The organism is Flexivirga sp. G2, from assembly GCF_055397625.1.
On record NZ_AP039676.1, the window covers coordinates 92,552 to 114,876 of the forward strand.

At 64.4% G+C, this 22,325-nt stretch carries 32 protein-coding genes; 2 read left to right on the plus strand and 30 right to left on the minus strand.

What is annotated here, in order from left to right; all coding sequences use genetic code 11:
- Window positions 1-526: 526 nt before the first annotated feature.
- The 27 genes from ACZ50J_RS22195 to ACZ50J_RS22325 all read right to left on the minus strand — a co-directional run bounded on the left by ACZ50J_RS22195 (window position 527) and on the right by ACZ50J_RS22325 (window position 18,947).
- Entirely contained in the window at window positions 527-754 is a 228-nt protein-coding gene (locus ACZ50J_RS22195) for a hypothetical protein (RefSeq protein ID WP_464301404.1), read from the minus strand.
- The gene (locus ACZ50J_RS22200; RefSeq protein ID WP_464301405.1) at window positions 754-1,005 is read right to left on the minus strand and encodes a hypothetical protein; all 252 of its coding nucleotides are present in this window, start codon (window positions 1,003-1,005) and stop codon (window positions 754-756) included. The genes ACZ50J_RS22195 and ACZ50J_RS22200 overlap by 1 nt, the downstream gene beginning before the upstream one ends.
- Window positions 1,002-1,232: a hypothetical protein gene (locus tag ACZ50J_RS22205; protein WP_464301406.1), complete on the minus strand. Its 231-nt coding sequence runs from the start codon at window positions 1,230-1,232 to the stop codon at window positions 1,002-1,004. Before ACZ50J_RS22205 ends, ACZ50J_RS22200 begins: the two co-directional genes overlap by 4 nt.
- Entirely contained in the window at window positions 1,229-1,450 is a 222-nt protein-coding gene (locus ACZ50J_RS22210; RefSeq protein WP_464301407.1) for a hypothetical protein, read from the minus strand. The genes ACZ50J_RS22205 and ACZ50J_RS22210 overlap by 4 nt, the downstream gene beginning before the upstream one ends.
- Window positions 1,447-1,698, minus strand: a complete 252-nt coding sequence (locus ACZ50J_RS22215) for a hypothetical protein (protein ID WP_464301408.1) — start codon at window positions 1,696-1,698, stop codon at window positions 1,447-1,449. The genes ACZ50J_RS22210 and ACZ50J_RS22215 overlap by 4 nt, the downstream gene beginning before the upstream one ends.
- Window positions 1,695-2,132 carry a hypothetical protein gene (locus tag ACZ50J_RS22220; protein WP_464301409.1) on the minus strand — a complete coding sequence of 146 codons (438 nt, stop codon included), beginning with the start codon at window positions 2,130-2,132 and terminating at the stop codon, window positions 1,695-1,697. The genes ACZ50J_RS22215 and ACZ50J_RS22220 overlap by 4 nt, the downstream gene beginning before the upstream one ends.
- A 546-nt stretch (window positions 2,133-2,678) precedes the next feature.
- The gene (locus tag ACZ50J_RS22225; protein ID WP_464301410.1) at window positions 2,679-3,017 is read right to left on the minus strand and encodes a hypothetical protein; all 339 of its coding nucleotides are present in this window, start codon (window positions 3,015-3,017) and stop codon (window positions 2,679-2,681) included.
- An 87-nt stretch (window positions 3,018-3,104) separates the two neighbouring features.
- Entirely contained in the window at window positions 3,105-3,422 is a 318-nt protein-coding gene (locus ACZ50J_RS22230; RefSeq protein ID WP_464301411.1) for a hypothetical protein, read from the minus strand.
- Window positions 3,423-3,432: 10 nt separating this feature from the next.
- Window positions 3,433-3,786 (minus strand): hypothetical protein, encoded by a 354-nt coding sequence (locus ACZ50J_RS22235; RefSeq protein ID WP_464301412.1) that lies wholly within the window; start codon window positions 3,784-3,786, stop codon window positions 3,433-3,435.
- A gap of 104 nt (window positions 3,787-3,890) precedes the next feature.
- A complete protein-coding gene (locus ACZ50J_RS22240) occupies window positions 3,891-4,220 on the minus strand; it encodes a hypothetical protein (protein WP_464301413.1) in 330 nt (109 codons plus the stop codon).
- Window positions 4,221-4,337: 117 nt separating this feature from the next.
- Window positions 4,338-4,658 carry a hypothetical protein gene (locus ACZ50J_RS22245; RefSeq protein ID WP_464301414.1) on the minus strand — a complete coding sequence of 107 codons (321 nt, stop codon included), beginning with the start codon at window positions 4,656-4,658 and terminating at the stop codon, window positions 4,338-4,340.
- Between the two features lie 95 nt (window positions 4,659-4,753).
- Window positions 4,754-5,425 (minus strand): hypothetical protein, encoded by a 672-nt coding sequence (locus tag ACZ50J_RS22250; protein ID WP_464301415.1) that lies wholly within the window; start codon window positions 5,423-5,425, stop codon window positions 4,754-4,756.
- A 168-nt stretch (window positions 5,426-5,593) separates the two neighbouring features.
- Window positions 5,594-6,319, minus strand: coding sequence for a hypothetical protein (locus ACZ50J_RS22255; protein ID WP_464301416.1), 726 nt, complete (start codon window positions 6,317-6,319; stop codon window positions 5,594-5,596).
- A gap of 248 nt (window positions 6,320-6,567) precedes the next feature.
- The gene (locus ACZ50J_RS22260; RefSeq protein WP_464301417.1) at window positions 6,568-8,829 is read right to left on the minus strand and encodes an ATP-binding protein; all 2,262 of its coding nucleotides are present in this window, start codon (window positions 8,827-8,829) and stop codon (window positions 6,568-6,570) included.
- Between the two features lie 123 nt (window positions 8,830-8,952).
- Window positions 8,953-9,279 (minus strand): hypothetical protein, encoded by a 327-nt coding sequence (locus tag ACZ50J_RS22265; protein ID WP_464301418.1) that lies wholly within the window; start codon window positions 9,277-9,279, stop codon window positions 8,953-8,955.
- A 55-nt stretch (window positions 9,280-9,334) separates the two neighbouring features.
- Entirely contained in the window at window positions 9,335-9,685 is a 351-nt protein-coding gene (locus ACZ50J_RS22270) for a hypothetical protein (protein ID WP_464301419.1), read from the minus strand.
- Window positions 9,686-9,839: 154 nt separating this feature from the next.
- On the minus strand, window positions 9,840-10,355 hold the full coding sequence (locus tag ACZ50J_RS22275; RefSeq protein WP_464301420.1) for an HNH endonuclease family protein: 516 nt from the start codon (window positions 10,353-10,355) through the stop codon (window positions 9,840-9,842).
- 295 nt (window positions 10,356-10,650) lie between these two features.
- Window positions 10,651-11,757: a hypothetical protein gene (locus tag ACZ50J_RS22280; protein WP_464301421.1), complete on the minus strand. Its 1,107-nt coding sequence runs from the start codon at window positions 11,755-11,757 to the stop codon at window positions 10,651-10,653.
- Window positions 11,758-12,144: 387 nt separating this feature from the next.
- The gene (locus ACZ50J_RS22285) at window positions 12,145-12,306 is read right to left on the minus strand and encodes a hypothetical protein (RefSeq protein ID WP_464301422.1); all 162 of its coding nucleotides are present in this window, start codon (window positions 12,304-12,306) and stop codon (window positions 12,145-12,147) included.
- Window positions 12,307-12,792: 486 nt separating this feature from the next.
- A complete protein-coding gene (locus ACZ50J_RS22290) occupies window positions 12,793-12,963 on the minus strand; it encodes a hypothetical protein (RefSeq protein WP_464301423.1) in 171 nt (56 codons plus the stop codon).
- 99 nt (window positions 12,964-13,062) lie between these two features.
- Entirely contained in the window at window positions 13,063-13,341 is a 279-nt protein-coding gene (locus ACZ50J_RS22295) for a hypothetical protein (protein ID WP_464301424.1), read from the minus strand.
- A 170-nt stretch (window positions 13,342-13,511) separates the two neighbouring features.
- A complete protein-coding gene (locus ACZ50J_RS22300; RefSeq protein ID WP_464301425.1) occupies window positions 13,512-14,597 on the minus strand; it encodes a hypothetical protein in 1,086 nt (361 codons plus the stop codon).
- Window positions 14,585-14,782 (minus strand): hypothetical protein, encoded by a 198-nt coding sequence (locus ACZ50J_RS22305; RefSeq protein WP_464301426.1) that lies wholly within the window; start codon window positions 14,780-14,782, stop codon window positions 14,585-14,587. The genes ACZ50J_RS22300 and ACZ50J_RS22305 overlap by 13 nt, the downstream gene beginning before the upstream one ends.
- A 280-nt stretch (window positions 14,783-15,062) precedes the next feature.
- Complete coding sequence (locus tag ACZ50J_RS22310; RefSeq protein WP_464301427.1) at window positions 15,063-15,233, minus strand: hypothetical protein; 171 nt, start codon at window positions 15,231-15,233, stop codon at window positions 15,063-15,065.
- A 59-nt stretch (window positions 15,234-15,292) separates the two neighbouring features.
- Window positions 15,293-15,829 carry a WhiB family transcriptional regulator gene (locus ACZ50J_RS22315; protein ID WP_464301428.1) on the minus strand — a complete coding sequence of 179 codons (537 nt, stop codon included), beginning with the start codon at window positions 15,827-15,829 and terminating at the stop codon, window positions 15,293-15,295.
- A 69-nt stretch (window positions 15,830-15,898) separates the two neighbouring features.
- Window positions 15,899-17,671 (minus strand): DNA primase, encoded by a 1,773-nt coding sequence (gene dnaG / locus ACZ50J_RS22320; RefSeq protein WP_464301429.1) that lies wholly within the window; start codon window positions 17,669-17,671, stop codon window positions 15,899-15,901.
- A 205-nt stretch (window positions 17,672-17,876) separates the two neighbouring features.
- On the minus strand, window positions 17,877-18,947 hold the full coding sequence (locus tag ACZ50J_RS22325; RefSeq protein ID WP_464301430.1) for a DUF932 domain-containing protein: 1,071 nt from the start codon (window positions 18,945-18,947) through the stop codon (window positions 17,877-17,879).
- A gap of 582 nt (window positions 18,948-19,529) precedes the next feature.
- On the opposite strand from ACZ50J_RS22325, the gene ACZ50J_RS22330 reads away from it, so the two are divergent.
- Together ACZ50J_RS22330 and ACZ50J_RS22335 are read left to right on the plus strand one after the other, a co-directional pair.
- A complete protein-coding gene (locus ACZ50J_RS22330; RefSeq protein WP_464301431.1) occupies window positions 19,530-20,267 on the plus strand; it encodes a hypothetical protein in 738 nt (245 codons plus the stop codon).
- Window positions 20,257-20,484, plus strand: a complete 228-nt coding sequence (locus ACZ50J_RS22335) for a ribosome modulation factor (RefSeq protein WP_464301432.1) — start codon at window positions 20,257-20,259, stop codon at window positions 20,482-20,484. The genes ACZ50J_RS22330 and ACZ50J_RS22335 overlap by 11 nt, the downstream gene beginning before the upstream one ends.
- Window positions 20,485-20,764: 280 nt before the next feature.
- Here the strand turns inward: ACZ50J_RS22335 and ACZ50J_RS22340 are convergent, their stop codons facing one another.
- From ACZ50J_RS22340 to ACZ50J_RS22350, 3 genes are all read right to left on the minus strand, one after another.
- A complete protein-coding gene (locus ACZ50J_RS22340; RefSeq protein ID WP_464301433.1) occupies window positions 20,765-21,280 on the minus strand; it encodes a SprT-like domain-containing protein in 516 nt (171 codons plus the stop codon).
- A 346-nt stretch (window positions 21,281-21,626) separates the two neighbouring features.
- Window positions 21,627-21,863 (minus strand): DUF6927 domain-containing protein, encoded by a 237-nt coding sequence (locus tag ACZ50J_RS22345; protein WP_464301434.1) that lies wholly within the window; start codon window positions 21,861-21,863, stop codon window positions 21,627-21,629.
- A gap of 65 nt (window positions 21,864-21,928) precedes the next feature.
- Window positions 21,929-22,246, minus strand: a complete 318-nt coding sequence (locus ACZ50J_RS22350) for a hypothetical protein (protein WP_464301435.1) — start codon at window positions 22,244-22,246, stop codon at window positions 21,929-21,931.
- Window positions 22,247-22,325 lie beyond the last annotated feature (79 nt).

Consider the following 22,325-nt stretch of genomic DNA (forward strand, 5'->3'; position numbering starts at 1 on the left):
CAACGATGACGGCCTACCTTCTTATCGTTGGTCAGCTCATCCCTGCTGGTTGACAGCGTGCGTCGGGCAGAAGTCCAGTCGTCGCCGCCCATCGCGGTTCGGAACGTTGACTTTCCAGCCGTGCGCCTTCGCTTCGGCCCGCGTGTCTTTTGCCCAGCACACGGACGATGCTTCGTAGGCGGCCGTGCACGGCCACTGACCGTCTCCGTTGCACTCGATTCGGTGGTGCACCACGAGATTGATGCTCACGACGGGCCACCACCCGCGGCCTGACCGCTGCGAATCTCATGCACAGCGAGCCAAGCCCTCGGCCCCATTTCAACGAGCGGCAAGCGGCCGACGTCCCGGCCAGACCAATCGGCGTACGGAGTGCCCGGCGCGTCCTCTCCGACGGTCGTATCCCAGGAGGTCCCACAGTCAGGACAGACGAGCGAGTCTCCGTCGGAATCGACCTCGACGTCGCACCCGCCGCACAGCGGGTACTGCATCACCAGCCTCGGTGGATGGTCATAGCGAACGATTGGCATCAGCGGTCACCTTCGCTCTGCTGCTGATTGAGAACGTCAGCAGGATCGGGCTGTCCCGGCTCGGTCTCCCATTCGCCGTTGGTCACACCGCTGTCGATCATGTGCGTGCATGCGGCGAGGTCGGACCACGCGCCCGACGACCCGAATCCGATCTCAGTGAAGTCGTCCTCTCCTGGCAACCGGCGAGTGATTGAGAACTCAATGCGGAATTCGGCCCTGTCGTCCATCAGCGATCACCGCCCGGAACCTGCTTGGTGACTCCGGGAAAGCATCGCGCGCACAGAAAAGCGACCGGCAGCGTCTCGACGCGGTGTCGTTCGGGATTCAGCACGATGTGTGTCGAGCACCGAGCGAGCCCGTTGTCGTCGGGTCGTGCTGCATGAAATTTGGTGACTCGCGACGGCGGGACCGATAAGGCCCAGCGCAGTGATTTGGTTTCGGTGCGGTCAACCGAGTAGGCGTACGTCTCGGTGCTCATCGTGGTTCACCGCCCGAAACCTGCTGGTTGAAGGCCGGAGTGGACTCGGCCCGGCAGGCGTCGCGCCACGCGTCGCCCAGTCGATCGGAAGCCCGGCCAAGCATCGCCCAATCCCGTTCGCCGAAATAGTCGGTCCAATCCGGGTCATTGAGCAGCGCGTTCAGCGCGTCGTTGAGGACTCGCAGCTGTCCACCCGTCAACTTGACCGAGTGCTCGCGTTTGGTCATCGGGAATCGCCTCCAACCTGCTGATTGGGGATACGTCGCTGCACGCGGGCGATCCGTTGCACCCGACGCAGCGCGTTGATCGCCGCAGTCACGTTCTCGTCCATGTCGGCCCAGGTGCCCGACCGGTAGTAGGCGCGGTCAAAGGCATCGCTCGCTTGGCGCATCCCAAGGTTGACCTTCTGCACCACTGGCTTGGGCGCATCGATCCAATTGCTCATGCGCGATCACCTTCTTCAACCTGCTGGTTGCGTATCTCGTGAATCGGAACCGACGCCCCCTCGACCACGAATGGCGCCGTTCCCGACTTGCGGTAGAACACGCGCATTGCTTCCCGGTCGCGGCAGCACGGGCAGTGCACGGCCAGGCCCTCGTCGATGGTCAGGTGACCGTTGTCGCAGTGATCGGCCAGTTCGAGACGGTCTGCGAGCATGAAGGCGACCTCTCGCCAGCTCGGTTCGCGGCTCACTTCGAATCACCGCCCAAATCTTGCTGATTGGGTGCGTCGGCCGTGTCGGCGCTGGTCAGGATGGTCAAACAGTCGTTGCATGTGACCGCGGTTTCGGTCGGGGTCGCGACGAACGCGCCATCACGATCCATTGGCCAGCACAGGGGGTATCCGTCGACGGGGTGTTTCAAATGCACGGGGTCGTCGGTGTCCTCAACCTGCTGGTTGGCGGCCTCAAATCGGTCCCTGGCGATGGCTAGGGTCATTTTCACCGCTTCGGCCAAGGACGGGCCGTACTGGTCTGCCCAGGCTCCGACAGACCCAGGACGGGCAAACCATGCTTCTCTGGCCCATTTGCCTTCTTCCGTACGGCAATAGACAGTGACGCCTTTTGGTCCGCCGTAGGTGACACGAGTCCGACCTTCGACTGGATCGACTGCGGTGCTTGATTTCATCGCCGCTTCCCACTCTGCCGGACATCAACGTGCGCTCCGGCTGATTCCAGGCGGCGTGCCATATCCCGTACCTCGCAGTCGCCGACACCGTGCGGCACGGTGAGTGTGAGCCACAGGTAGGGCGCTCTCGTTTGGTGCGAAGCCTTGAACACTGCCCGCTCATGCTGTGTGGCGAGCAGGCGAGCCAGTGTGTCGTCAGATGTCTCGCCGTTGCCCATCGTGATGTGCGAGGTGATCTTCGAGGTCATTTGGCATCGCCTCCAACCTGCCGCTGAATACGCTTATCTCGTGCACGGTCTCGGTTCTGTCCGCCGACTTGGCACGAGCGACAGCAGTAGCGCTCCTGTCCAGTCGTCAGCTCGGTTCCGCACATGCGGCAACGACGGGCCACTGCACTCACGAGTACGCAACGGTTGGCTCGCACGTTGCGGACGGTTCCCGTGGAGTCTTGGCGAACCTGCACGGTGCCATCTCCCCACACGTTGATCACGTAGTGCTTCTCGACCGCAGTCTTCCCTAGGCGCACGACGTCGCCGCGCTCGATCATCATTCCGCGTCGCCTCCTACCCGTTGGTGAATTGCTTCGAACACTCGCCGCGCTGCTTGCCCAGCTGCTCGCTCGGATGGCGATGCGTTGTCTACGCCGTACGCGTCGGTGAGCCAATACTCGGCGCGGTACTCAGCTTCCTTGCAGATCGAGCGGGCGTCGTCCTGGTTGAGGTCTGCCCATCGTCCGTATCCGCCTCCCCTGCGCGCTCGGGGAAGTGCTGCGATCCGCTCCCAGAGTGACCACAGGTCGGGATCGCATTCCTTGGCATCGTTGATGAACGTTTCGGGGATGTAGACCCGCACCACTCGACCGCTTGCCGTCCTGCTCTTCTCCATGTCTGATTCCTCCGGTGCCTCGTGCATTGTTCCGACACACACCATGAAATCAGTTCGAAGCGGTCACCAGAAGGGGGGTTTGACCGGTTAGAGAGTGCCGCTGATGCGTGCTGTCGCCCAGTCCGGGGCGGGTGTGCCCCATCCGTCGTCGGTGAGGGGTCCGGTGATGAGGATGCTCCCGGTCACGTCGGCGACTGTGACGTTGTTGGCGGACAGCAGTTCGGCCGCTGCGGGGTTGGGCGAGTCATCGGTGGTGGCGTAGACCGTGCATCGGGCATCGGCGGCGATTTGGTCGTATGGGCCGCCGATAGTGGCCCGGTAGCTGCCGGGATCGAGTGGGATGCGGAGTTTGCGGGGCTGGGCGCCTGGGTGGATGAGTGCCACCCAGGCGGTCAACGTGGCCACGATGCCTTGTTCAGGCGGTCAGCATTGCGAGGGCTTCGTCAATGACGGCTTGGGCCCGTTCGACGGTTTGGAGGAGTTCGCTGCCGCTGCTGGTTGAGGGAAGTTCGCGCAGGAGGTTGGCACGGTGTCCGAGGGCTGCTTTGGCGGCCTCGTAACGGTCGCGGTCCGGTAGGCCGGTGTCGGCGAGGGTGCGCACTGGGCTCTTGGCGTGCTTCGGGGTATCGCCATCGCCGGGGGTGGGTGCGTTGAGCAGCGTGCGTCGGAGTTCCGCGATCACTGAGTCGATGGCCTTGTTGTTCGCGGCGTCACGCAGCAGGCTGCGCTCTTCATCGGACAGCTTGACGACGGTCGTGGACTGAGGCATTCGGCACCTTCGTGGGTTCGTTCGGTTGTGGTTGTGGTGCTCACCCTACGGTCCGGTGTGGGTCACCTCCTTGCCCTTCGGAAGTGACCCACACCGGGCGCTGGCTAGGCGGCGATGATCCGCGTCACGGGCTGGTTGAGTGCGTGGATGACACCCACGAGGATGGCCCGGTCGTGTTCGCCAAGGGCCGGGTCGTTGCCGAGGGGTTCGAGCACGGCGAGGATCGCTTCGGTCTGCTTCGGGGTGGCGGCCCCGGCTGCATCGACGGCCCACCGGATCGTCGCGAGGATCGCTTCGGTACGTCGGGCTGCGGTGTCAGCGGCGGCAACGGCGCGGGTGCCCCGTGCGTTGTAGAGCGAGGCACCGAGCATCGCGATGTGGCCGAACAGTGCGACGGCGACGGCGAGAAGTGAGACGGTCTGGATCGTTCCCATGATGGGCCTCCCCTACTAGGTGGTGCGGTTGTTCCGACACCGCCTAGTTTACACGTATAGCTGTGTTGTGGGGCGCACTATTTGGCTGCATTGCAACGGTTTCCGCCCGTCTTGCGGTCAGGGCATCAAGAGCGCTGAGTCGACGCAGAACGACTCCTGCGCTTGTTCCATGTAGTGCGCGATCGCCTCGTCATCGACTTGCTCCAAGGACTTCGGCGGCGCCCGATGTGCGACTTCCGCAGACCACTCGTCCAGCACGTACGCCGCAAGATGGTCATAGGCAGCCTCGCTGGTCCGGTGAAGGCTCGTGGTGGTGGAACCGTGCCTGTGCGTGATGGTCAGGACGTAAAGCTCGGGCAAAGTGAACGGGTCGAACGGCGGGCTGGCAGGCAGCGACTCCGGCGCGTGATTGCCATCAGTTGTGGTTCCTTCGGTCATGATCGTGCCCTTCTCTGGTCCGTCCGGCCGCGAATGACCCGAAATGTGATTGTTCCGACACCCATCACAATAACGGCAACGTCGGACGCGCGGCCCTAGCGAGCACACGCCCCGTACGACGACGATGAGACGACCGACCCCCGGCTGGGGTGGTGGACAGCGGACGCGCTCCGGACGCGCGCGGCAATGCCCTGCACGGCGTCGTACCAGTCACGGGCCCAGCGGGTGTCGCCCATGGCCGTGTGTCGCTCGTCGTCGGCTGGGACTGGGACACCGACGAGTTCGGACAGGGTGTGTGAGCGGAATACGGCACCTTCTCCGGTGAGAGACCCGTCCGGGTCGTATCCGGCTCCCATGACCAAACCTGTTGTGACTGCTGACAGGTCGTAGGGGCGGTAGTCCCAGGAGGGCTGGTAGCCGTTGCGGGTCAGGAATCGGTCCAGCACGGCCATGTCGTAGGCGGGGTTGACGCCGACAAGGGTGGCGTCGTGGGTTATCGCAGCGATCTGTTGCGCGGCTACGTGGTGGTCGGTGCACTGGGTGCCCGGTGCGTCACCGGCGCGGTGGCCTTCCGGGTGCCGGTCGAAGTAGTGGCCGACTTGCAGGGCTCGCAGGTCAGCAGTTGTCTCGTCCACGGTCAGGTAGAGCTGGGTTTCTATGTCCCCTGCTGGGGTTCGGGCGATGAGCGCGACGTCCCACGGTTCAGCATCGCGGACAAGTCCTGTGGTCTCGGTGTCGAGAAAGACGACTCGTCGCGGCCTGGTCATCGTGGGCTCCTTCGTGCGTAGTTCGGGGCGTGTTGTTCCGATACGTGGCAACGGTAGCCAGCGTGTGTGACATCGGCGGGGAAGTGCCCCGCCGATGATGTCGTCTCACTACTACCACCAGCAGGCGCGCACAGTCAGTGCGGAGCCTCCGTCGGCTGGCCCCACCCGTCAGGCAGGCGAAACCGGCATGGGCGGAACGGGCACCCGCGGCCGCATCGGTATGAACCCACCCGCCTCCGCGTTCGGCGAACCCGGGTCGCCTCGGGTCACCCCGTCACGGCTGATCATGTAGACGCCCATGTAGGAATCGGTCAGCACCTGCCGAACACGGGCGTCGATCACCGTGAACCGGGAGTCGTCCTCTAATGCGGCCACGGTGTCAGCGCCAAGAACAGTGATCCGGTCCCCTCCCCACGACCCGATCAGTTCATGATCGGAACCCAGGTCGCCGTAACCGCGTGGCCCACCCTTGTTACTGACTGCGAGTAGCACTGCCAGCGCGGTGAGAACGCCTCCCCCTCCGCCGTTCACGGCGTAGACGCCGGGTCGTGGATCGTCACCGAACCCCGCGGGTGTGATGACCTGTTTCTTGTCGAGGTTGATGAACACTGTGGGTTCCGTGTCGACGTTCAGGACTGGCCGGTACTCGTACCGTCGGAACCACCCCTGTGGCATCTTCTCGAACTTTCCAGGCACTACCTTCCGGGCCAGCCAACCGACGTTGCCCCAGCCCGTCCCGGAAGACGCCATGATGTTTTCCCACACGGTGGCCGGTCCACACTCTGCCTCGTCAAGTGCTACGGCTGGCAAGTCGTCATCGTTGGACCACTCCCCCACGAGGGCAACACGGTCGTTGGACCACGGGCCTCGCAGTAGTTCCGCGAAGGCGCCCATCGCGCCTAGCCCGTCTTGGGCGAACTCGCTGATCCGAACCCCGTTGCCTGTCGAACTGGGGCTGAATCCCTTGTGCCGACTCAGGTTCGCGACGCATTGTGCGTGACCGTCCATGAATGGTGGCCCTTCTCGTGATTGTTCTGTGTTCCGACAATCACGAGCCTACTGCTGACCACTGACAGTCTCCACACGCGAAGAACGTTCTCTTATAACGGCATTCAGCAGCGCCCCATCTGTTTCCGCTCTAGCTAGAACGGTGGATCGTCCGGGAACATGCTTGCGGTCGCGGACATCTTCTCAGCGGGTTGAGACACCTTCGGCTGCCATCCGAACGAGGCCCTGACCGTTCCGTCGGCAGCACTAGTCAGGGCTCGGGCCGCATCGCGGTTCGATGCACCAGCGTGCAGATTCAACCGATCCCGGTGCCCCTCCGTGGCGGAATCGCGCACGGGGCGGGGCGGGATGCTCGTCAGGGGGCCGCCCGCGTCATCTGCGGGAAGCCGGTGCGCCCATCGTCGCCGCAGCTCTCCCACCCAGGCAGCGTTGTGTCGTAACCAGTCAGACGGGTTGTCGAAGACGTCTAGGAATACGGGCTTGGCACCGAAGGACAGGCCGGTGATGCCGCCGCCGATGAGCATGAATGAGTAGCGTCCTGTCGCTTCGGGACCGGCTGTGGCCAAGTAGAGGCGCAGGTGATCCTCGCCGATCAGGTTCGCGATGCGGCGAAGGTCTGCCTGCTCACTGATCCCGTATCCGATGACGCGCTCCGTGCACTGTTTCCAGATGCCTTCGCGCAGCCCGCTCGGTGCTTGAAGGATGAACCGGCACCCGATACCGAGCTTGCGCGCGTCACGGGCGAAGTCTTCGAATTGGTCTGACAGTGCTGCGATGTCCTTGTCAGTGGTGTGGTCGACCGGGGCAGCAAATTGCCATGCCTCGTCCACTGTGGTGCGTACACAAAGCTGGCCGCCCTTCTTGAATGCGGACTGTCCGGCACGGTAGAGGTCGCCAAGTAGTTGCCGCATGATGCGCGCCTTCACGCCGGGGTCATCGAGCACCTGCCTGGTTTGGTCGGCGACGGTCGCGCCCTCGTCATCGCCGTCGTCGGCCAGCCCTGGAAGGTCAACGTCGGCGGACAGGTCGAGGATCAGCCACGGCGCGGGTTGGTCTGTGCCGCAGGTGAATACGTCCATCAGCAGAGGCCATGCTTTGCGGCGCAGCTCGTGGTTGGAGAGGTCACCAACGGGCGTCCCGGCAGCTACCCTGGCGGCGCCATCGGGCGTATACAGCGACCACAGGTTGTGCACCGCGGCGAACCGGGTGAGGACTGACACCCACCGCTTCCCCGAGGCCGGGCGCTGGTCGAGTACCCCGTCGCGGAACGACCTGGCCAGTGCCGCGTTGCTGCCTTCTTCTGCGAGTTCGTCTTCGGTGGGCTTGGCGATCGCATATCGGACGCGTTGCTGCCCGTCCTTTCCTGCATAGATCGTCCCAGTCGGAAGTACGTCACGCAGGTCTGCCAGCAGGTACGCCAGCAGGTCTCCCGGCGTCGCTTCGGTCCAGTCCCCTGTCCCGCACGCCGCGTGCAGAGCGGTCGTGTCGTCCAGTGCGTCTTGCATGACCCGGCACGCGTTAGCGACCTGGGCGTCTGACCCGGCGCCGAAAGCAAGCTCGGTGAATACGCCGACGCGGGCGAGTAGTTCGGTGAACATGGGGGCGTCTTTACGCAACCGCAACGAGCGCGACAGCCGAGCCACCGTGACAGTGCGGCCCGTCGCGGCAGCGAGCCCTTGCAGAGAGAACACTGCTCCGGTCTCGGTCGCGAACTGACCTTGCGGATCGAAGATGATCTGCCCGAAGTTGTCGTAGATGAGGTCGCAGGCGAGCGAGTAGTAGACCTGCCCGGTCTTCCCGGAGCCGGTTGCTCCGGCCACCACGGAGTGCGTTGATCCGCGCGCGCCCGAGAAGTCGCGTTGTGTGTAGGGCACCAAGGTATTGGTCCCGCGCAAAGTACCAAGGAACCGCTGGTTCTCCACGCCGACCATCAGCTCGTTCACGAGGGCTTGGTCGAGCAGCGTGACGGCGGTGCCGGTTGCTGGACTGTTGGACAGGGCTGCCCCAGCAGGGAGCCACTGCCGGGACGTCTTCGCCAAGGCATCAGCCTCGGGATCTCGCCGGAACACGGCCTCGATCGAGACCTCCACCCCGCGTGTGTCGCCCGCATTGCCTGATAGAGCAGGCAGTTGGCCCGATTCCGCGACATGTTGCGCCTCGGTCGAGCGAGGCGAGTGCGCAGGGTTCACGGTCTCGATGCTTGTCACGGTTCCGAGCGCGAGTTCTGCCCGCTCAGCGCCGGTATCAGGGTCAACGAGGTCTATGCGGAAAGCCACCATGTGCCCGTAGACGGCCTGTCCGTAGGCGACCCGCAGCAAGTTGAGCGTGACTCTCGTGGTGGTGGACGGCGAGCCGATGACGGCGATGTTCGGTGTGTCCGTGCTGGCGCGGGTCATTGGCGGAAGCCTCTCTAAGTGATGTGCGATCGGGCCGGGAGTGAGTGCGTCGTTGAGTTGCCTCAAGCCAGACGGCTCATGATTTCGCGGGTCAACAGTTCCGCGATAGTTACGACGCCACCGTCACGAGGAGAGCTTGATTACCTCGATCGACTCGACGTCTTCGATCACGTGGCCATCGATGCTTGCCACAGAGTCGGAGTCCGGCGACTCCGTCAGAATCCCGTGGTGAGCTACATAGGCGTCTTCGTTATCGTCGCCGTAAGTGATGACTGTGACGTTGTCTAGCGGGCCGTCCGCGAGGATGTCCCGGATGAGTGCCGCGACGATGAGCGCGCACGATACGCGCCACGTGTCTGCCACCTGCGGGGCTGCGATGATCAGCCCGTCGCTGTTGTCGATGTGTAGGTCGAAGGCGTCATCACGGAGGGCGTAGCTGCACTTACTCATGGTTCTCTCCTCTTGGGCATACTTGCTTGGTTTCAGGCGGGTTTCGTGTTGACGGTCAGTGCATTACCGACCAGTTGCCTTCGTTCAGGAAGCCGAGGGATTTCATGTTGACGTTCACGCGGTTGCCCCACTCGATGAGGCAGCGCTTCATGACCCGCAGCGGCGTCAGCGGGTCGATGCCACCGTTGTAGACCCGGACCAGCTCACCGCCAGGCAGGCGCCCGACGATGTACGAGACGTCTGCGCAGCGACCCACACCGGGAACTACCTCGGTGAGGAGCCGGAACCGGATGATCTGGCCACCGGCGACCGCGAAGGAGTGTAGGTGCATGAACTCGGTCACCTCGGCATGGAATGCGGCCGGGTTGTCCAGCGGGTTGGTCTGGAAGGGAGCGATGGTGGCCATGTCTTGTTCCTCCTGTGCGTGTGGGGCGGCGTGCCCCGGTTGTTCCGACGCAGACGACATTACGGACCATTTGCGGTCCCGGCTACCCGGGTATGACGGGCCGCGTCCGGGATCACCCAATCCGCGCTAGACGCAGGTGCCGCGAACCAACGACTCAGCAGTCGTTGAGAACTCGTGTCATCGCTGCCTTTTCAGGGGGTGTGACCCACAGGTGGTACTTGGCCTTCACTGCGATCTGGTCGGCCACGTAGATGCACCGGTAGCCCTTGTTCGGTGGCAGCCACGTCGCGGCGTCGCCGTCGCTCTTGGATTCGTTGGTGGGGCCGTCGACCGGCACGAGGTTGATCGGGTCGTTCGCGAGGTTCCGCCGCTGCTCGGCGGACAGCTGCTGGGCTCCGGTGACCCAACTATTGCCAAGCGCGACGCGATGGTCGAGCTGGATTGCCATGCTCGTTCCGCGGCCCCTGACGAAGTGGATTGTCTTCCCGGTGTACGGGTCGTGCAGCACTCCACTAAGGACTACACAACCGTGTGTATTCGGTTTAATCACAACGCTTTTCAGGCTCTCCCGGAGACGGTCATTGCGGGTATCGCACCCGTTTCTCCCGTCCTTGACGCTGACGTCGTCGGTCCAGGCAGGACCGAACTGGGCCCGGTCGTAGCCGGTCATCGGGGCGCGTCCCTTGACGGCCAGTTCGGACAGCTGCGCACGCGCGGTCGCAATGCCCTTCCCGGCGGCAGCCTGTCTCGCCGACCCCGTTTGCGCGGGGCGGGCCGTGCTCGACGGGCCACTGTTGGCGGACGTCACCTGGTCAAGCAGGTGCCGCGCGGCCGAACACCCCTGTGTCGTTACAAGACCGGCTGTGACCGCCACTGCCGCGACCACTGTTGTCCATCGTCTCTTGCTCAATCCCTGCACCGGTGCACCCCTCATGTTGTTCGCTGATCGTCTCATCGGTCGTGGGTCACTCCCCCAGCACAAGACGCGTAACCGCGTCGTAGGCGGGGGTGTTGTTCGTGTCGGTTCCCAGCAGCAGCATCAGCGCGGCGTCCAGGCGGCGCACCACGGTTGGAGTGATACCCGTCTCGGTGTATTCCATGACGGTGCTGATATCCCACCGCTCTCCGGTGATCCGCCGGTCCCGGTTGTGCACGCTTCGGTCGGCGCACGCCCAATACCGCATGCTCCGCAGCTGCGGGTGTCGGTCAGCACCAGCCATGAACGCGGTGCGTGCAGTGTCGTCGGCGCGCAACGCCAGCGCAGCAACGTGTTCCCAGTCCTCGACGGGTGTGCCCAGGTAGGTCAGCAGCGGCACAACAACGGCAGGCACTCGGTCTTGGTGCACTGCGACAACCGCGTCGACCGTGACCCGTGCTGGTCGCTGGCCCGCGGGGGCGAGCATGCCGGGCTTTCCGAAAATAGATCGCAACCAGTCGGCGCTGACCCCCGCGTCGGCAAGTCGTCGCGCGGCGTCGGCGGACGCCATTGAGTGCGCGGCGTCGTCCCAACTGTCGGCTTCGCTCACGGTCTCGTAGGTGGCGCGGTACAGGTCGGCGGAGGCTCCCGAACTGGTCATGCGGAGGATGGTGTCGACGGGGAGTTTCGTCGCGCTCCATTCGGCTGCGAAAGGTGTCTCTACGCCGTCTGCGAAGTCAACGACGTCTGCGCCACCGGCCGCACGGGCTACTACGCGGCGCCACCAGGTGATGTCGGCGAAGCCGGGGAGGTCCTCGCGGGCTTGGCGCAACGCACTGGTGGTGCGGTAGAGCGGAATGGTGCCCGTCCGTGCTGCAACGGGTGCTATGTCTTCGATGAAGCCGTCGGTGGTCCGTGCGAGGTCTGCTATGGCCGCGGCGACGAGGTTCTGCGGGATGGTCGCGCGGTTGAACAACCAGTCTCGAACTTCCTGTTGCGGTACGGCCGCGGCATGCGCGATTGCCGCGGTCCCCAAGCCGTAGTAGCGCATGATCTGGAACAGTCGCTGGTAGGTGACCGGCTCGTCCTGCGTGTTGTCAGTTGGGTTCGTGGTGGTGTGCTCGCTGTGCCTGGGGTGCGTCTCGACCAGAGTCATGATGGTGGCCTTCCAGAGGTCCGTGTTTGTTCCGACCGGCAATACGTTAGGCGTAGCTACTGACGGTGGGTAGATGGGTTTCGGGCCGTCCGAAGAGGAAGCACTGCTGCCGCAGCGGCCACTGGTCGCGTGTTGGGTCGCACCCATCGCGACAGGTTGGGGGCTGGCGGCACGTATCAGTCGGCTGCGGGGGCCTCTTCGGACAAGTCCGGGCCTGGCGCTGAGTGCACGGCCCCAGCCGCTATCGCGACCGGTTCGCCTCAGATCGGGCGTGGGCACGAGCAGCCCCGGGCGATGAGCCTGCGGCTCTGCCCGGGGCTGCTGAGTTTCCTTCCAAGCTGGCTCTCGTTTGGGGATGCGCGTGGCGTCAGGCGCATCGGTTGTGGCTTAGAAGAGTGTGAGTTCGGGGTCCGGCTCGGGGGCTGGAACTGGTCCCAGTGCGTCGAGTTCTGGGGTGAGCGCGTCCTGCGGGATGGTCACGTCCCCGAGCGTCGCGAGACCAAGAGGGGTCCAGTCCGGCGTGGCGCGGATGTCGGCTAGTTGGTTCATGGTCACGCTCCCTTCTTGCCCGGGTAGCTGCCCGGTGGTGGCTTGTGGTTCGAGTCTATGGGATGTTCCGTCGATGCGGCAGGTACATGCCCTCGGCGTGGTCGATCCCCTGCCGCTCTCAGTCATACTGGGCTCATGCGTCGAGTCGCCTGGATCGTTGGACCGCTGGTGTCCGTGGTTGCACTGTCAGGGTGCCAGACAGCCGGGGTGAGTGACCATGACGCCGCCAGCGTTGGGTGTCCGCTGGTGGACACGTCGATGGCTGCGCGCGGAATTGCGCAACGAACCGCGATTCACACTGCGGAGGCACTGCGGTCACGAGCGTCATCCGACAGTGATGCCTACAAGCTATTGGACGCGGCGGCGGTGATCCTGCGGCACTCCGGCACAGACTCTGCTGAAACGAAGGCAGCGATAGGGCTGGCGCGGCCTATGTGCGAACGGTTCGGCTACCCGTTGCGGGAGTGAGACGTCCGCGACGTGGGGTCAGGCCGCGTGGTGCTTCACATACGGGCTGTGCTCGTACTCATGCTTCTCGCGCGGAGTGGTGTGGTGGCGGCGATCCAAGGAGTCGAGCACGTCGTGCAGCTCGGCCCGTAGGCCCCACCCGATGATGGTGAGAGTGACGATGACAATGATAAGTCCGATACCGTTCATGGTGTCCGCCTCCTGGCGCTTGGTTGTTCCGACACCACATAGATTACCGGCTGATGTGATCACCGGAACCCCCGTGTTTCGTACCGAGGGCGTTGGGGCTCAGCACTTTCGAGCGAGTAGCGCGTGCGCGACGAACCCCACGACGGTGACGAATGCGCCCGCACCAGCCACGAAGTAGCCGATCGTTATCGTGCCCCGCACACCTGAGCCGGAGCGGTAGTTGCTGCGCCCCAGAAGCACTACGGCGATGATGGCTGCGATCGTCACGGTGAGACCGAAGAACGTCGCGTACTTCGCAACCGTTTCGAGCGAGTCCAGCGCTGCAATCGGTGGCCTGCATGCTCGCGGGTTCAATCCGTTGTCGCCGCTGTGCATCATGAATGTGACTCCCGTTCCTGGTGATGGTGTGCGCTGCGGGAGACCTTGCGCGGTCACCCAGCCTTGTTACGACAGCGATGACGTTACGTGTGTAGTAATGGCCGCGCTAGGCGGGTATTCGGGCGGTGCTGCCGCGGGGGCAGGTGGCGGACGGCGGACAGGGCAACGGGTTAGACGCGCACCGTGCGGTACCGGTCGACGCTGCCCTGGCCAAGCGCCCGAGACGCCCGTCCGAGCATCTCCCCCATGAGCGCTGTCACGGCACGCTTGGCCGCGGCATCAACCAAGTGCTGACCCAGTGGTTCACGTACCCGCGGCCCCATTGTTGCGCTGTCGAACAGGCCGATGAGGGCTTGTGCGGTGTCCCATGCGCCAGGTTCTCCCTCGGCGTACTCGACCTTCACTATCCGGCCGGGGAGCCGTTGCGGGGCGAAATAGGTGGCGTGCAGGGTGGTCGCGTCACGCAGCCGTTCGTAGCTGACGTCGATAGGCAGGGTGATGACGCCTGTGCTGGTTTTCGTCTTCGCTTCCAGCGTGGTCAAGTTTGCCGGGCGCGGCCGGACCCACTCTCCCGGAGCCAGTATCTGTGTGAGCAGTGGACGATCCCGCAGCATGCTGAGTACGTCTGCGGCCCCGTCTGGAAGGTGCTGGGCAAACTGTTGTGCCCACGACGCGGTGTAGACCGCTGCGGTGTCCTGCTTCGGCAGTGCGCACACGCGCCCTTCGAGCACCGCGGCAACGTAGTCGGAGATGACGGTGGTCAGGTCAATCGCGTCATACCGATCCGTGACGGTTGCCCGCACGTGTTTGTTCGCGGCCATCAGCCCGGCCACCACGGAGACGAGCGGGGTGGCGATGCCTCCGTCCATCACGACCAGGTCGCAGCCGTCCCGGACAGCCGAAATGCACGCTTGCAGCTCACACGTGGCCATCAGCGCCGACGTCGCCCGGTCGGTGTCCCCTGAGACCGGGAGCACGCTGGCAACTTCATGCGTCGGCAGGTCGGTGTCGGCGTGAGTGGCGCCAACCGCGGCGACCCACACCAATGCGTCGGTTTGCTCTGTCGCCAGCGCGCCGTCGACATACGCGATCCTGCTCGGTGCCGCGGTCGATTCGCCTGCGAAACGAGCCACGGTGTTGTTGGCGACGAGGTGATTCCGCAACCGTTCTGGAAGCCCCTCCACGGGTTCGAGCAGCTGCCGCGCAGCGTCAATCAGCGTGTCCCACTCGCCGGGGTCGGCGGTCACTGTGGCCACTCGGGATGTTTGCGGGCCTTTGCGGGCGTGATCTGCGTGTAGTGGTCTCGCCCTGTGTCTTGGGTGGTGGGGTCCCAGCGGGCGCCGGACTCTGCGATCTGCGTCGTCGGTCCGCAGACCCGCAGGAGTCGACCCTTCGGGTAAGCCATGAACGGTTCTGTGACGAAGTACCGGGTTCTGGTCACGGGCACGTCCTGTTCCTACTCGGGGCGGTGCGAATCGCGTTGATCCGCTGGATCACGTAACGCAGCGTAGAAGCTGCCGCGGGGTGGTGGTCGGTGCGCGCAGCACTGGCGAGCCGGTCTTGCCGGGCGACCTCGTCCGTCAACTCTGCGATGAGGTCGCTCAGCTCGGACTCCACGGTGGAACCCGCTGGGGACGCTCCGGTGGGTGACTGAGCGGCCACAGGAGTGGGAGCAGCAGGGAACCCCGTCGTAGGTGCTGGCGGTGAGGTACGCATCGTGTTCACCCGACCGCGACTGTTTGAGGGTCGACGGGGTTATTGGCATGCGGGTCCGCGCCGAGCGGTACCGGGTCGTCGTTCCAGAACTGGTCCAACTCGCGCTGGGTCGGCGTGTGCGGGAGTTCCGTGTTGCCGATTTGTGTGACTCGTTCGATCTGTGTGGTGTCGTTCATTCCTGATCGCCTCCCAGGTGACACCGGGGTGAATGTCGGTTGTTCCGACATGCATCACGCTACTCGTTGAAGCGGGCCACGTAAGGCGGGTTGTTGACGGCCCCTGCTTGGGCCGGGGTGAAGGCGGCGAGCATGGCGCCAACAATGACTGCGGGGTCCAGATGGTCCCGCTCTACGAGGCGATGCAGGGTCGCCAACGCTGTGCCCGGGTTGGCTCCACGGCTCTTGGTGTTGTCGGTTCCGCGCGGGCCACCAAGGGCGATGCGTTCCTTCGCCGTCAACCCGCCCCACAGTCCGTGCGGCACCGCTGTCAGCGCCAGCGTCAGGCATTCGCGTTGGATGGGACAGGTGCGGCAGATGGTTCGCGCCCTCGAAACCGTCCGTTGCCCGCCTTCCTCGGATGGGGTGGCGAAGAACTGTTCCTCAGCTCCGCGCGAGTTCCAGCAGGCTGCGCGATCCCAGTCTGCCCGGATCGTGATGTCGGCCGGGTCTAGAACTGGACGCTCCTGAGCCGCCGCTGCCAGGGCAACCCCCAGGCCGGGTACTCCATCCAGGCCGGACATCTTGTCGGCGTAGCGAGTCAGTGTCGTTGTCACAACACTGATCGTAGGCGGATCAGCGTCCACCACCAGGCATGTCGTAACACACCCACAAACGAGGTCGCTCTACTGGCCGATCAGTTTCTCGTATTCAGCCCACAGGTGGTCGGCCTCTTCTCCTGTCGCGGCGCGCATCCTGCCCAGCAGTTGCTTCACCTGGTCATCGTGGCTACGCGTGTCACGGTGCTGCCACAGGCGCTCGATGAGGTCTTCGGTGCTAGTGCCGTCTAGGTCATGCACGTCCATCACGACCCGGGCGTTGTGTGCTCCGTCCACCGTCGACTCCACCTCGTCGTGTATCGCGCCCGCCCATGCCCGCTGGCTGGATGCTGCGACGTCGGTCCGTTCTGAGATGGCAGCTGCCGCGCGGATGATCGCGGCGGATGCTTCGTCAGGGAACGTGTGGTCTTGCTCGTCGGCTAGTACCAGCACAGCTGCGATCGGGTCGGACATGACCCGGTGCGCGACACGGCGTTGCAAGGCAGTCCAGCCGTCGAGGACTCGCCCGGTGCCGTTTGAATCGGATCGCCGCTGGGGCGACCCTGCGGGCGTCGGGGCGGGCGCCCCGTAACGCTGGTGCAGATCGCGCAGGTATGCGTCCCGCATGATCGGGTCTGGTAGCCGCTTCACCAGCTCGGTCATTTCCGTGACGGTGACGGACTGCGCCTCAGGTGTGGGCTCTGTTGCAGCGGCCATTTGCTCAATCAGCCACCGGGTCAACGGTATCGGCTCTTGCAACGCTGCACGCAGAGCTTCCGGCCCGGACTGCTGGTACAGCTCACGCGGGTCGAGTCCAGTTGGCAGTGGGGTCACGTAGCAGCGGTTCGCGACTTGGATGCTGGCTTCCCATGCTTTCCGTGCAGCTTTGGCTCCGGCCAGGTCGCCGTCGAAGCAGAACACGATCCGCGTCGATTGCGGCGCGCCCCGCAGCAGCAGCCCCAGGTGGTCTTCACCGAAGGCTGTCCCGCACGTGGCGACCGTCTCGACCACGCCGGACAGGCGGGCAGCCATCACGTCGGTGTACCCCTCCAAGACCAGCACCCGGCCGGTCTTGTGCACCGCCTTCCGGGCGGTGTTCCACCCGTAGAGGACTTGCCGTTTGTGATACAGCAAGCCTTCCGGGGAGTTGACGTACTTGCCTTCGATCGGGTCCTCGGCTCGGACCTTCCTGGCACCGAATCCGACCAGTTTCCCGTGCTGGTCGTGGATCGGCCAGGTGAGCCTGCCGCGGAACATCGCGTAGACGCTGTTGTCGTCACGGCGGCGGAGCACCCCGGCGTCTACGGCTGCGTCCACCGTGTGCCCGTGTTGGCTCAGCCACTCCTGTAGCGCCTTGCCGCCCTGCGGGGCATATCCGCACTCGAACGCTGCGGCGTCCTCACCGGTGAATCCGCCGTTGGTCAGCTCGTCCCTGCCTGGCTGCGCCTCCGGTGCGGACAGAGTCCGCTTGAACAGGTCCTGGGCGGAGTCGATCGCCGCTTGTGCCTTCGCGCGTCGCTCGATCGCAGCTTGCGCGTCAGGGTCGACGGTCTCGGTGAGCGAAACGCGATATTTGTCGGCGAGGTAACGGACCGCGTCTGGGAAGGAGAGGTGTTCGGTCTCGCGAACGAACCCGATCGTGTCTCCTCCTGCTCCGCAGCCGAAGCAGTGGTAAGTGCCCTCCGCAGGGCGCACATGAAACGACGGGGTCCGCTCGTCGTGGAAGGGGCACAGCCCCTTCCACGACGACCCCGAGCGGCGAAGCTCCACACCGAAGTCACTCACCAGGGCGAGGAGGTCTGCCTGCTCCCGAACCCGGGCGAGGTCATCGTCGGCGAAGCGGCGGGGTGTCGGGCTCATCGGTGGTTCCTTCGACAGATCACGGGTCGACCACAGGGTATTCCTCTGATCGGGTCAGCGATCTGGGCTCGGTTCCGGTCCCCACGCGAAGGGGCTGAATCGGACGAGGAGCGGCCCACCCGGGGCCAAGGGCGAGAGAAGTTTGTCGGAACTATTCGCCCCGGCCGCACCGGGTGGGCCCAGGAGGTCTGCGAGTCGCTGATGGTCAGCTCTCCGCAGACTCGGTCAACAGTCGCCACGCCTTGGCCTTGGTGAGGGTGTTGCGACCCTCTATTGCCCGGCGAGCACGTATCAGCTCGGGTTCGCCACCTCTCGTGGCCGAGCGATGATCAATGTAGGAGCAGGTCGCGTTGAACACGGCCATGTGCGTGCCCGCGCCGAATCCGTCGCCGTCGTGGGCGTCCTTGCACATCGTGCGCAAGACCATTCGGCGCTCGGCCCAGGTCTTCGCGGACTTGTCACCGGCCGCCGAAGGGGTCGGCAAGAACCGCTGCACGAACTTGTCGATCTGAGTCTCGGTGACGCGTGCGCCGAGGAGGAGGCGGGTCATGCCTTCATACTTGGTGGTCCACTTGTTCACCATGGTGGCGGTCTTCTCAGCCTCCCTGTACTTGGCGTAGATGTCGCCGGAGTGGCGGATGGACCATCGTTGCGGGGCGCCCGGCAGCTCGAACCCGACTTCGGTGCCGTTGTCTCGCCGGACCGCAATCACGCTGACTGTGATGCCTGATGAGCCGTCGTGGCTGTTCATCAAGAGGACGTACACGTCGTGTGCGTCATCACCGCCGACTGTGATCGCGTCTGATGCGCGCAGCGCGAGGTACGCCTGCGCGCCCAACGGGTCCCCGAATGCAGCAGCAGCAACGACATTCGCGCCCCAGTCATCGACCAGCGACTGGGCGAAGTCGAAGGCGTCGATGTTGTTTGCGACGGAGTATCGGGACTTGACGACAGCCAGTGGGGTCACGCTGCCGTCTTTGTCGCGGCGCACTGTCCCGAAGTGGCCGTCGAACCCCACGACGCGGTCGTTGTTGAGGTTGTCGCGGCCGAACATGTCGATCAGGGTGACCGTGTAGTCCAGGCCGCTTTTGACGACTGCGTCGCGGACGCTCATCCCCGGCTCGCTGACCACGATCCCGTTTGCGTATCGCGCCCAGCGCATGAACGAGGGCACCGCGGCCGGTGCCGTGGCAGATGATGCCGGTGAGGTTGGGGCTGCTGCGGCGAAGGTGTGCACCGGGTGTGAACTCGGTGCCAGTGTTGCGGTGGTGCTCATGGTGGGTCCTCCACAGGTCTAGGTGTTCCGACACGACCCACAGTAGTGGAGTTATCAGACATGCGGGACCCCTGTTTTCATACCCGCTCAGATCGGTCACTGCGCCTTGTCTTTGAAGCGAAAATGAGACTTACTCTCCAGTTCGGTGAGACTTTGAGACTGATGTCGAAGTCTAGGTGAGACATGGCGGACAGCTGCCTCGTAATGCGTGCGCAGATGCCCTGTGTCTCCTACAGTGCCCGTTGTTGGCCTCCTGAGTTTTACCTTTCGATTCCTCGGCGGGTCAGCACCGAGGGCGCACCCCTGGCCGGTCAAAAGTGGGGTGCGCCCTCACCTCCGAGCAATGCATCCCATCTCGACCAGTGCGCTGAGTGGGTCGTTCCGATATTCCAGACACTATTTGCGCACATCCGCCGCGCAGAACCGGCCGATGGTGCATCCTGGGGTAGGCCAGCATCGAGTTCCGGTCCCCTACGTCGAGGTCCCAGCATGTGTCGCAGCAGGAGTGAGCGCTCGGGTGGCAAACGGTGCCCGTGCCACAGCGATCCCTACAAGGTGAAGGGGTCTCGCATACGGCAGCTGATGTCCCGCTACGCCCGGCAGGCCGACGCGGCAGAAGCTGTCGGCAACGAAGAAGCCCTCACCCACTCGCTGGGGCTATTCCAGGATCAGTGCGACCGGCTGGCGGAGCACGAAGGCGCCGTCCGAACCCGGCGCCCGAAACCTCCGACCCGCGCTGTTGAGTTCACTCCGGAGTCGACGGCGCATTTGTCCGATGAGGAGCTGGTCAACCAGTTGCACTCACTCGACACCGACCCCGAAGCGATCGACGCGGTGTTGGCCGTGCTTGAACACCGCGACCAAGCACGCGACCGTGCCAGAGCCGAAGACGAAGCCCGGCGCGCTGCTGCCGCGCAGCGGACATGGTCCGCTGCCGCCGACAACGACGCATGGGGCGTGACCGCACCCACCGACCCACTGAACAACCCCGCCCGCAGACCGGCGCGTGGCCTCACCAAAGAGCAGCAGACGCAGGAGGAGTACGCGTGCGCGTTGCACGCGAAGTTCCTTGCAGCCGAAGAAGCGACCAACGGCAACATGGTCAACGCCCGTGGCCGCGCATTGGGCATCGACCCCTACACCCTGTTCTCCGGCCCATCCCGGCGCGCCATCGCCTACGGTTCAGACGAGCTGCTGTCATTCTTCCGAGACAACGGCCGCCTCACCTACAGGTCATACCGGTACGCCCGACTCGGATGGGAATCAGACTCAAAGGCAGCACGCGCAGCACAATTGGAGGACTTCGGACATGTCGCCTAATCCCCGCAGACCTGCGCTACCCACGGACCCCGACCAACTCGACACCGCCACGCTGATCGCCGAACAACGTGCTGGGTATGACGCCGGGTGGAAAGGTCAACCCCGAACAGCGTGCCCGCACAAGGGCTCCGACGCAGACCTACGCAAACAGGCAGCGTGGATCGCGGGGTACAACGCTGCCCGCACCGACCTGCGCCTCAACCGCAAACCTGGCTAACTGCCGGAGAGCGCGTCAACGCAGTTACTGCACAACGCTCCCGGCGTTCCTGGCACGTGGGACTCTCGGAACGCCTTGGCTTCATCTACGTTGTAGATAGCCCCGGTGTGCCAGCCTTCGATATCCCGCCCACACAAGGACCGGACGTTGAGCCCGCCGCCTCGGAGCAACGGAACACCGGGTGCGTGCCGGACCAGGTGGCTCGGAGTGATCGGTCCAGCGGTACTCGATTCACACTCGGCATACAAGACATCAGCTGGTCCTGTGCTGCGACCAAATCTCATGAGACACCTTGGTTTTCGTTGCCTGCCAACCGGTTCCGCACTCTTGTCAGGTACAGCTCGAACACGTCTGCTGCGTCCGGCGACAAGTGCTGTCGATAAAGCGCTGCCACCACTGTCTGAAACTCGGGTCCGTGTCCGCCGCCATTCGGGTAGTCGGTGGCGTAGCGCAGGATGTGCGCGCACTCGTGCAGCAACGTCACGTCGTTGGTTTCTTCTCCTGCGAGGCCGATCTTGTTCAGCCCGTCCGTAATCGCCTGCCCCGAGCCGGACTCACGCAAGTCCCAGTCGCACGGCATGACGTGTATGTGCCGCCAGTCGTTCTCGCCGTCCGGGCGAGCTTCGCGCAGCACGTGCCGCACGAACTCGTTGACCGGGCGGTGCACTTCGACTCGTGTGGGGTCTTCCCACCGCAGTTTCGGCACATGCCATGTGCGCCCGACGTGCCCGAGCGTCTCCATGGTCAGCTCTGCGGTAGAGACAGCCATGCTCTCGTCGTCCTCATGCAGGTTCATCGCTCCTCGCCCCTCGGGGTGGTGTAGACGTACACCCACGTCGGGATGAACCGGTGCCTGGCCTCACGACCGAGCATGGTTCTCTGGCCCGTGTCGTCTCCTTCGACTGCGAGGTCCATGTCCCGATTCTCCGTCCTGGTTTGCGCTACTGGGTGTTCCTGTTCCGACAGCTCTTATGCAACCAGGGTCTGGTGATCCGCACCAGAGGGGCGTCTGCTGTGCCAGCAGCAGCCAGCGTTGGTGGCGCAGTTGTCGTGTTCCGCCAGGGACACAGGTGTCCGTCCGGGTGCTCGGGAGTCCAGCGACGCGGGGCCATCACGGGTGCTTGACGGCCCCGCATCGGGACTCAGAGGCCGTGGCAGACGATCAGGAAGTCTCGGCCTCGCCAGTCGGCAGCCGTGACGATTGTGCCGTCTGCTGCTGTGAGCTGGTCGCTGTCGGCTAGGTGGACGGTAAACGTGTCCTGCCCGGCTCCGTCAAGGAACCGGATCGGCTGCGCGAACCGGACCTGAGTACCCGGGCGGATGTTGGCGGCAGCCCACTGCCGCTGGGTGGCCGCCCGGTCGAGGATAAGCGTGTCCATGGGATACCTCCTGGTGCCTGTTGTGGTGCCCGGCCCGCTCCTGGTGCCTTGCGATCGAGCGCGCCTCAATTCGTTGCTGCGGCGTTGGCGGGCTGGTTGGTGATTTCGGTTCCAACGATGCTGCGTTCGGTGACAGCGACCACAGTTGAGTCTCCGATCTTGTCGACCACGCCAGGGTGGTCGCCGTCCCACGTGTCGCGCAGGAAGTCGGCAACCCCGAATCGGTCGTTGGCATACCCGGCCTGCACAGCATTCTTCGCCAGTTCGGGTGTGACGGTGACGGGGATGTGATGCGTGGCGGTCTCTTCCACGATGACATGAACGACGTATGACATTGGTGTTGCTCCGGTTTCGTTGGTTGTGGTGGGTCCGACGTTGTTCACGGTACCCGCGCTCTCTGACAGACCGCACCGCAATATTCCGGGTACAGGGCCGGACAGCTCACGCGCGCCGTGGCTGTCG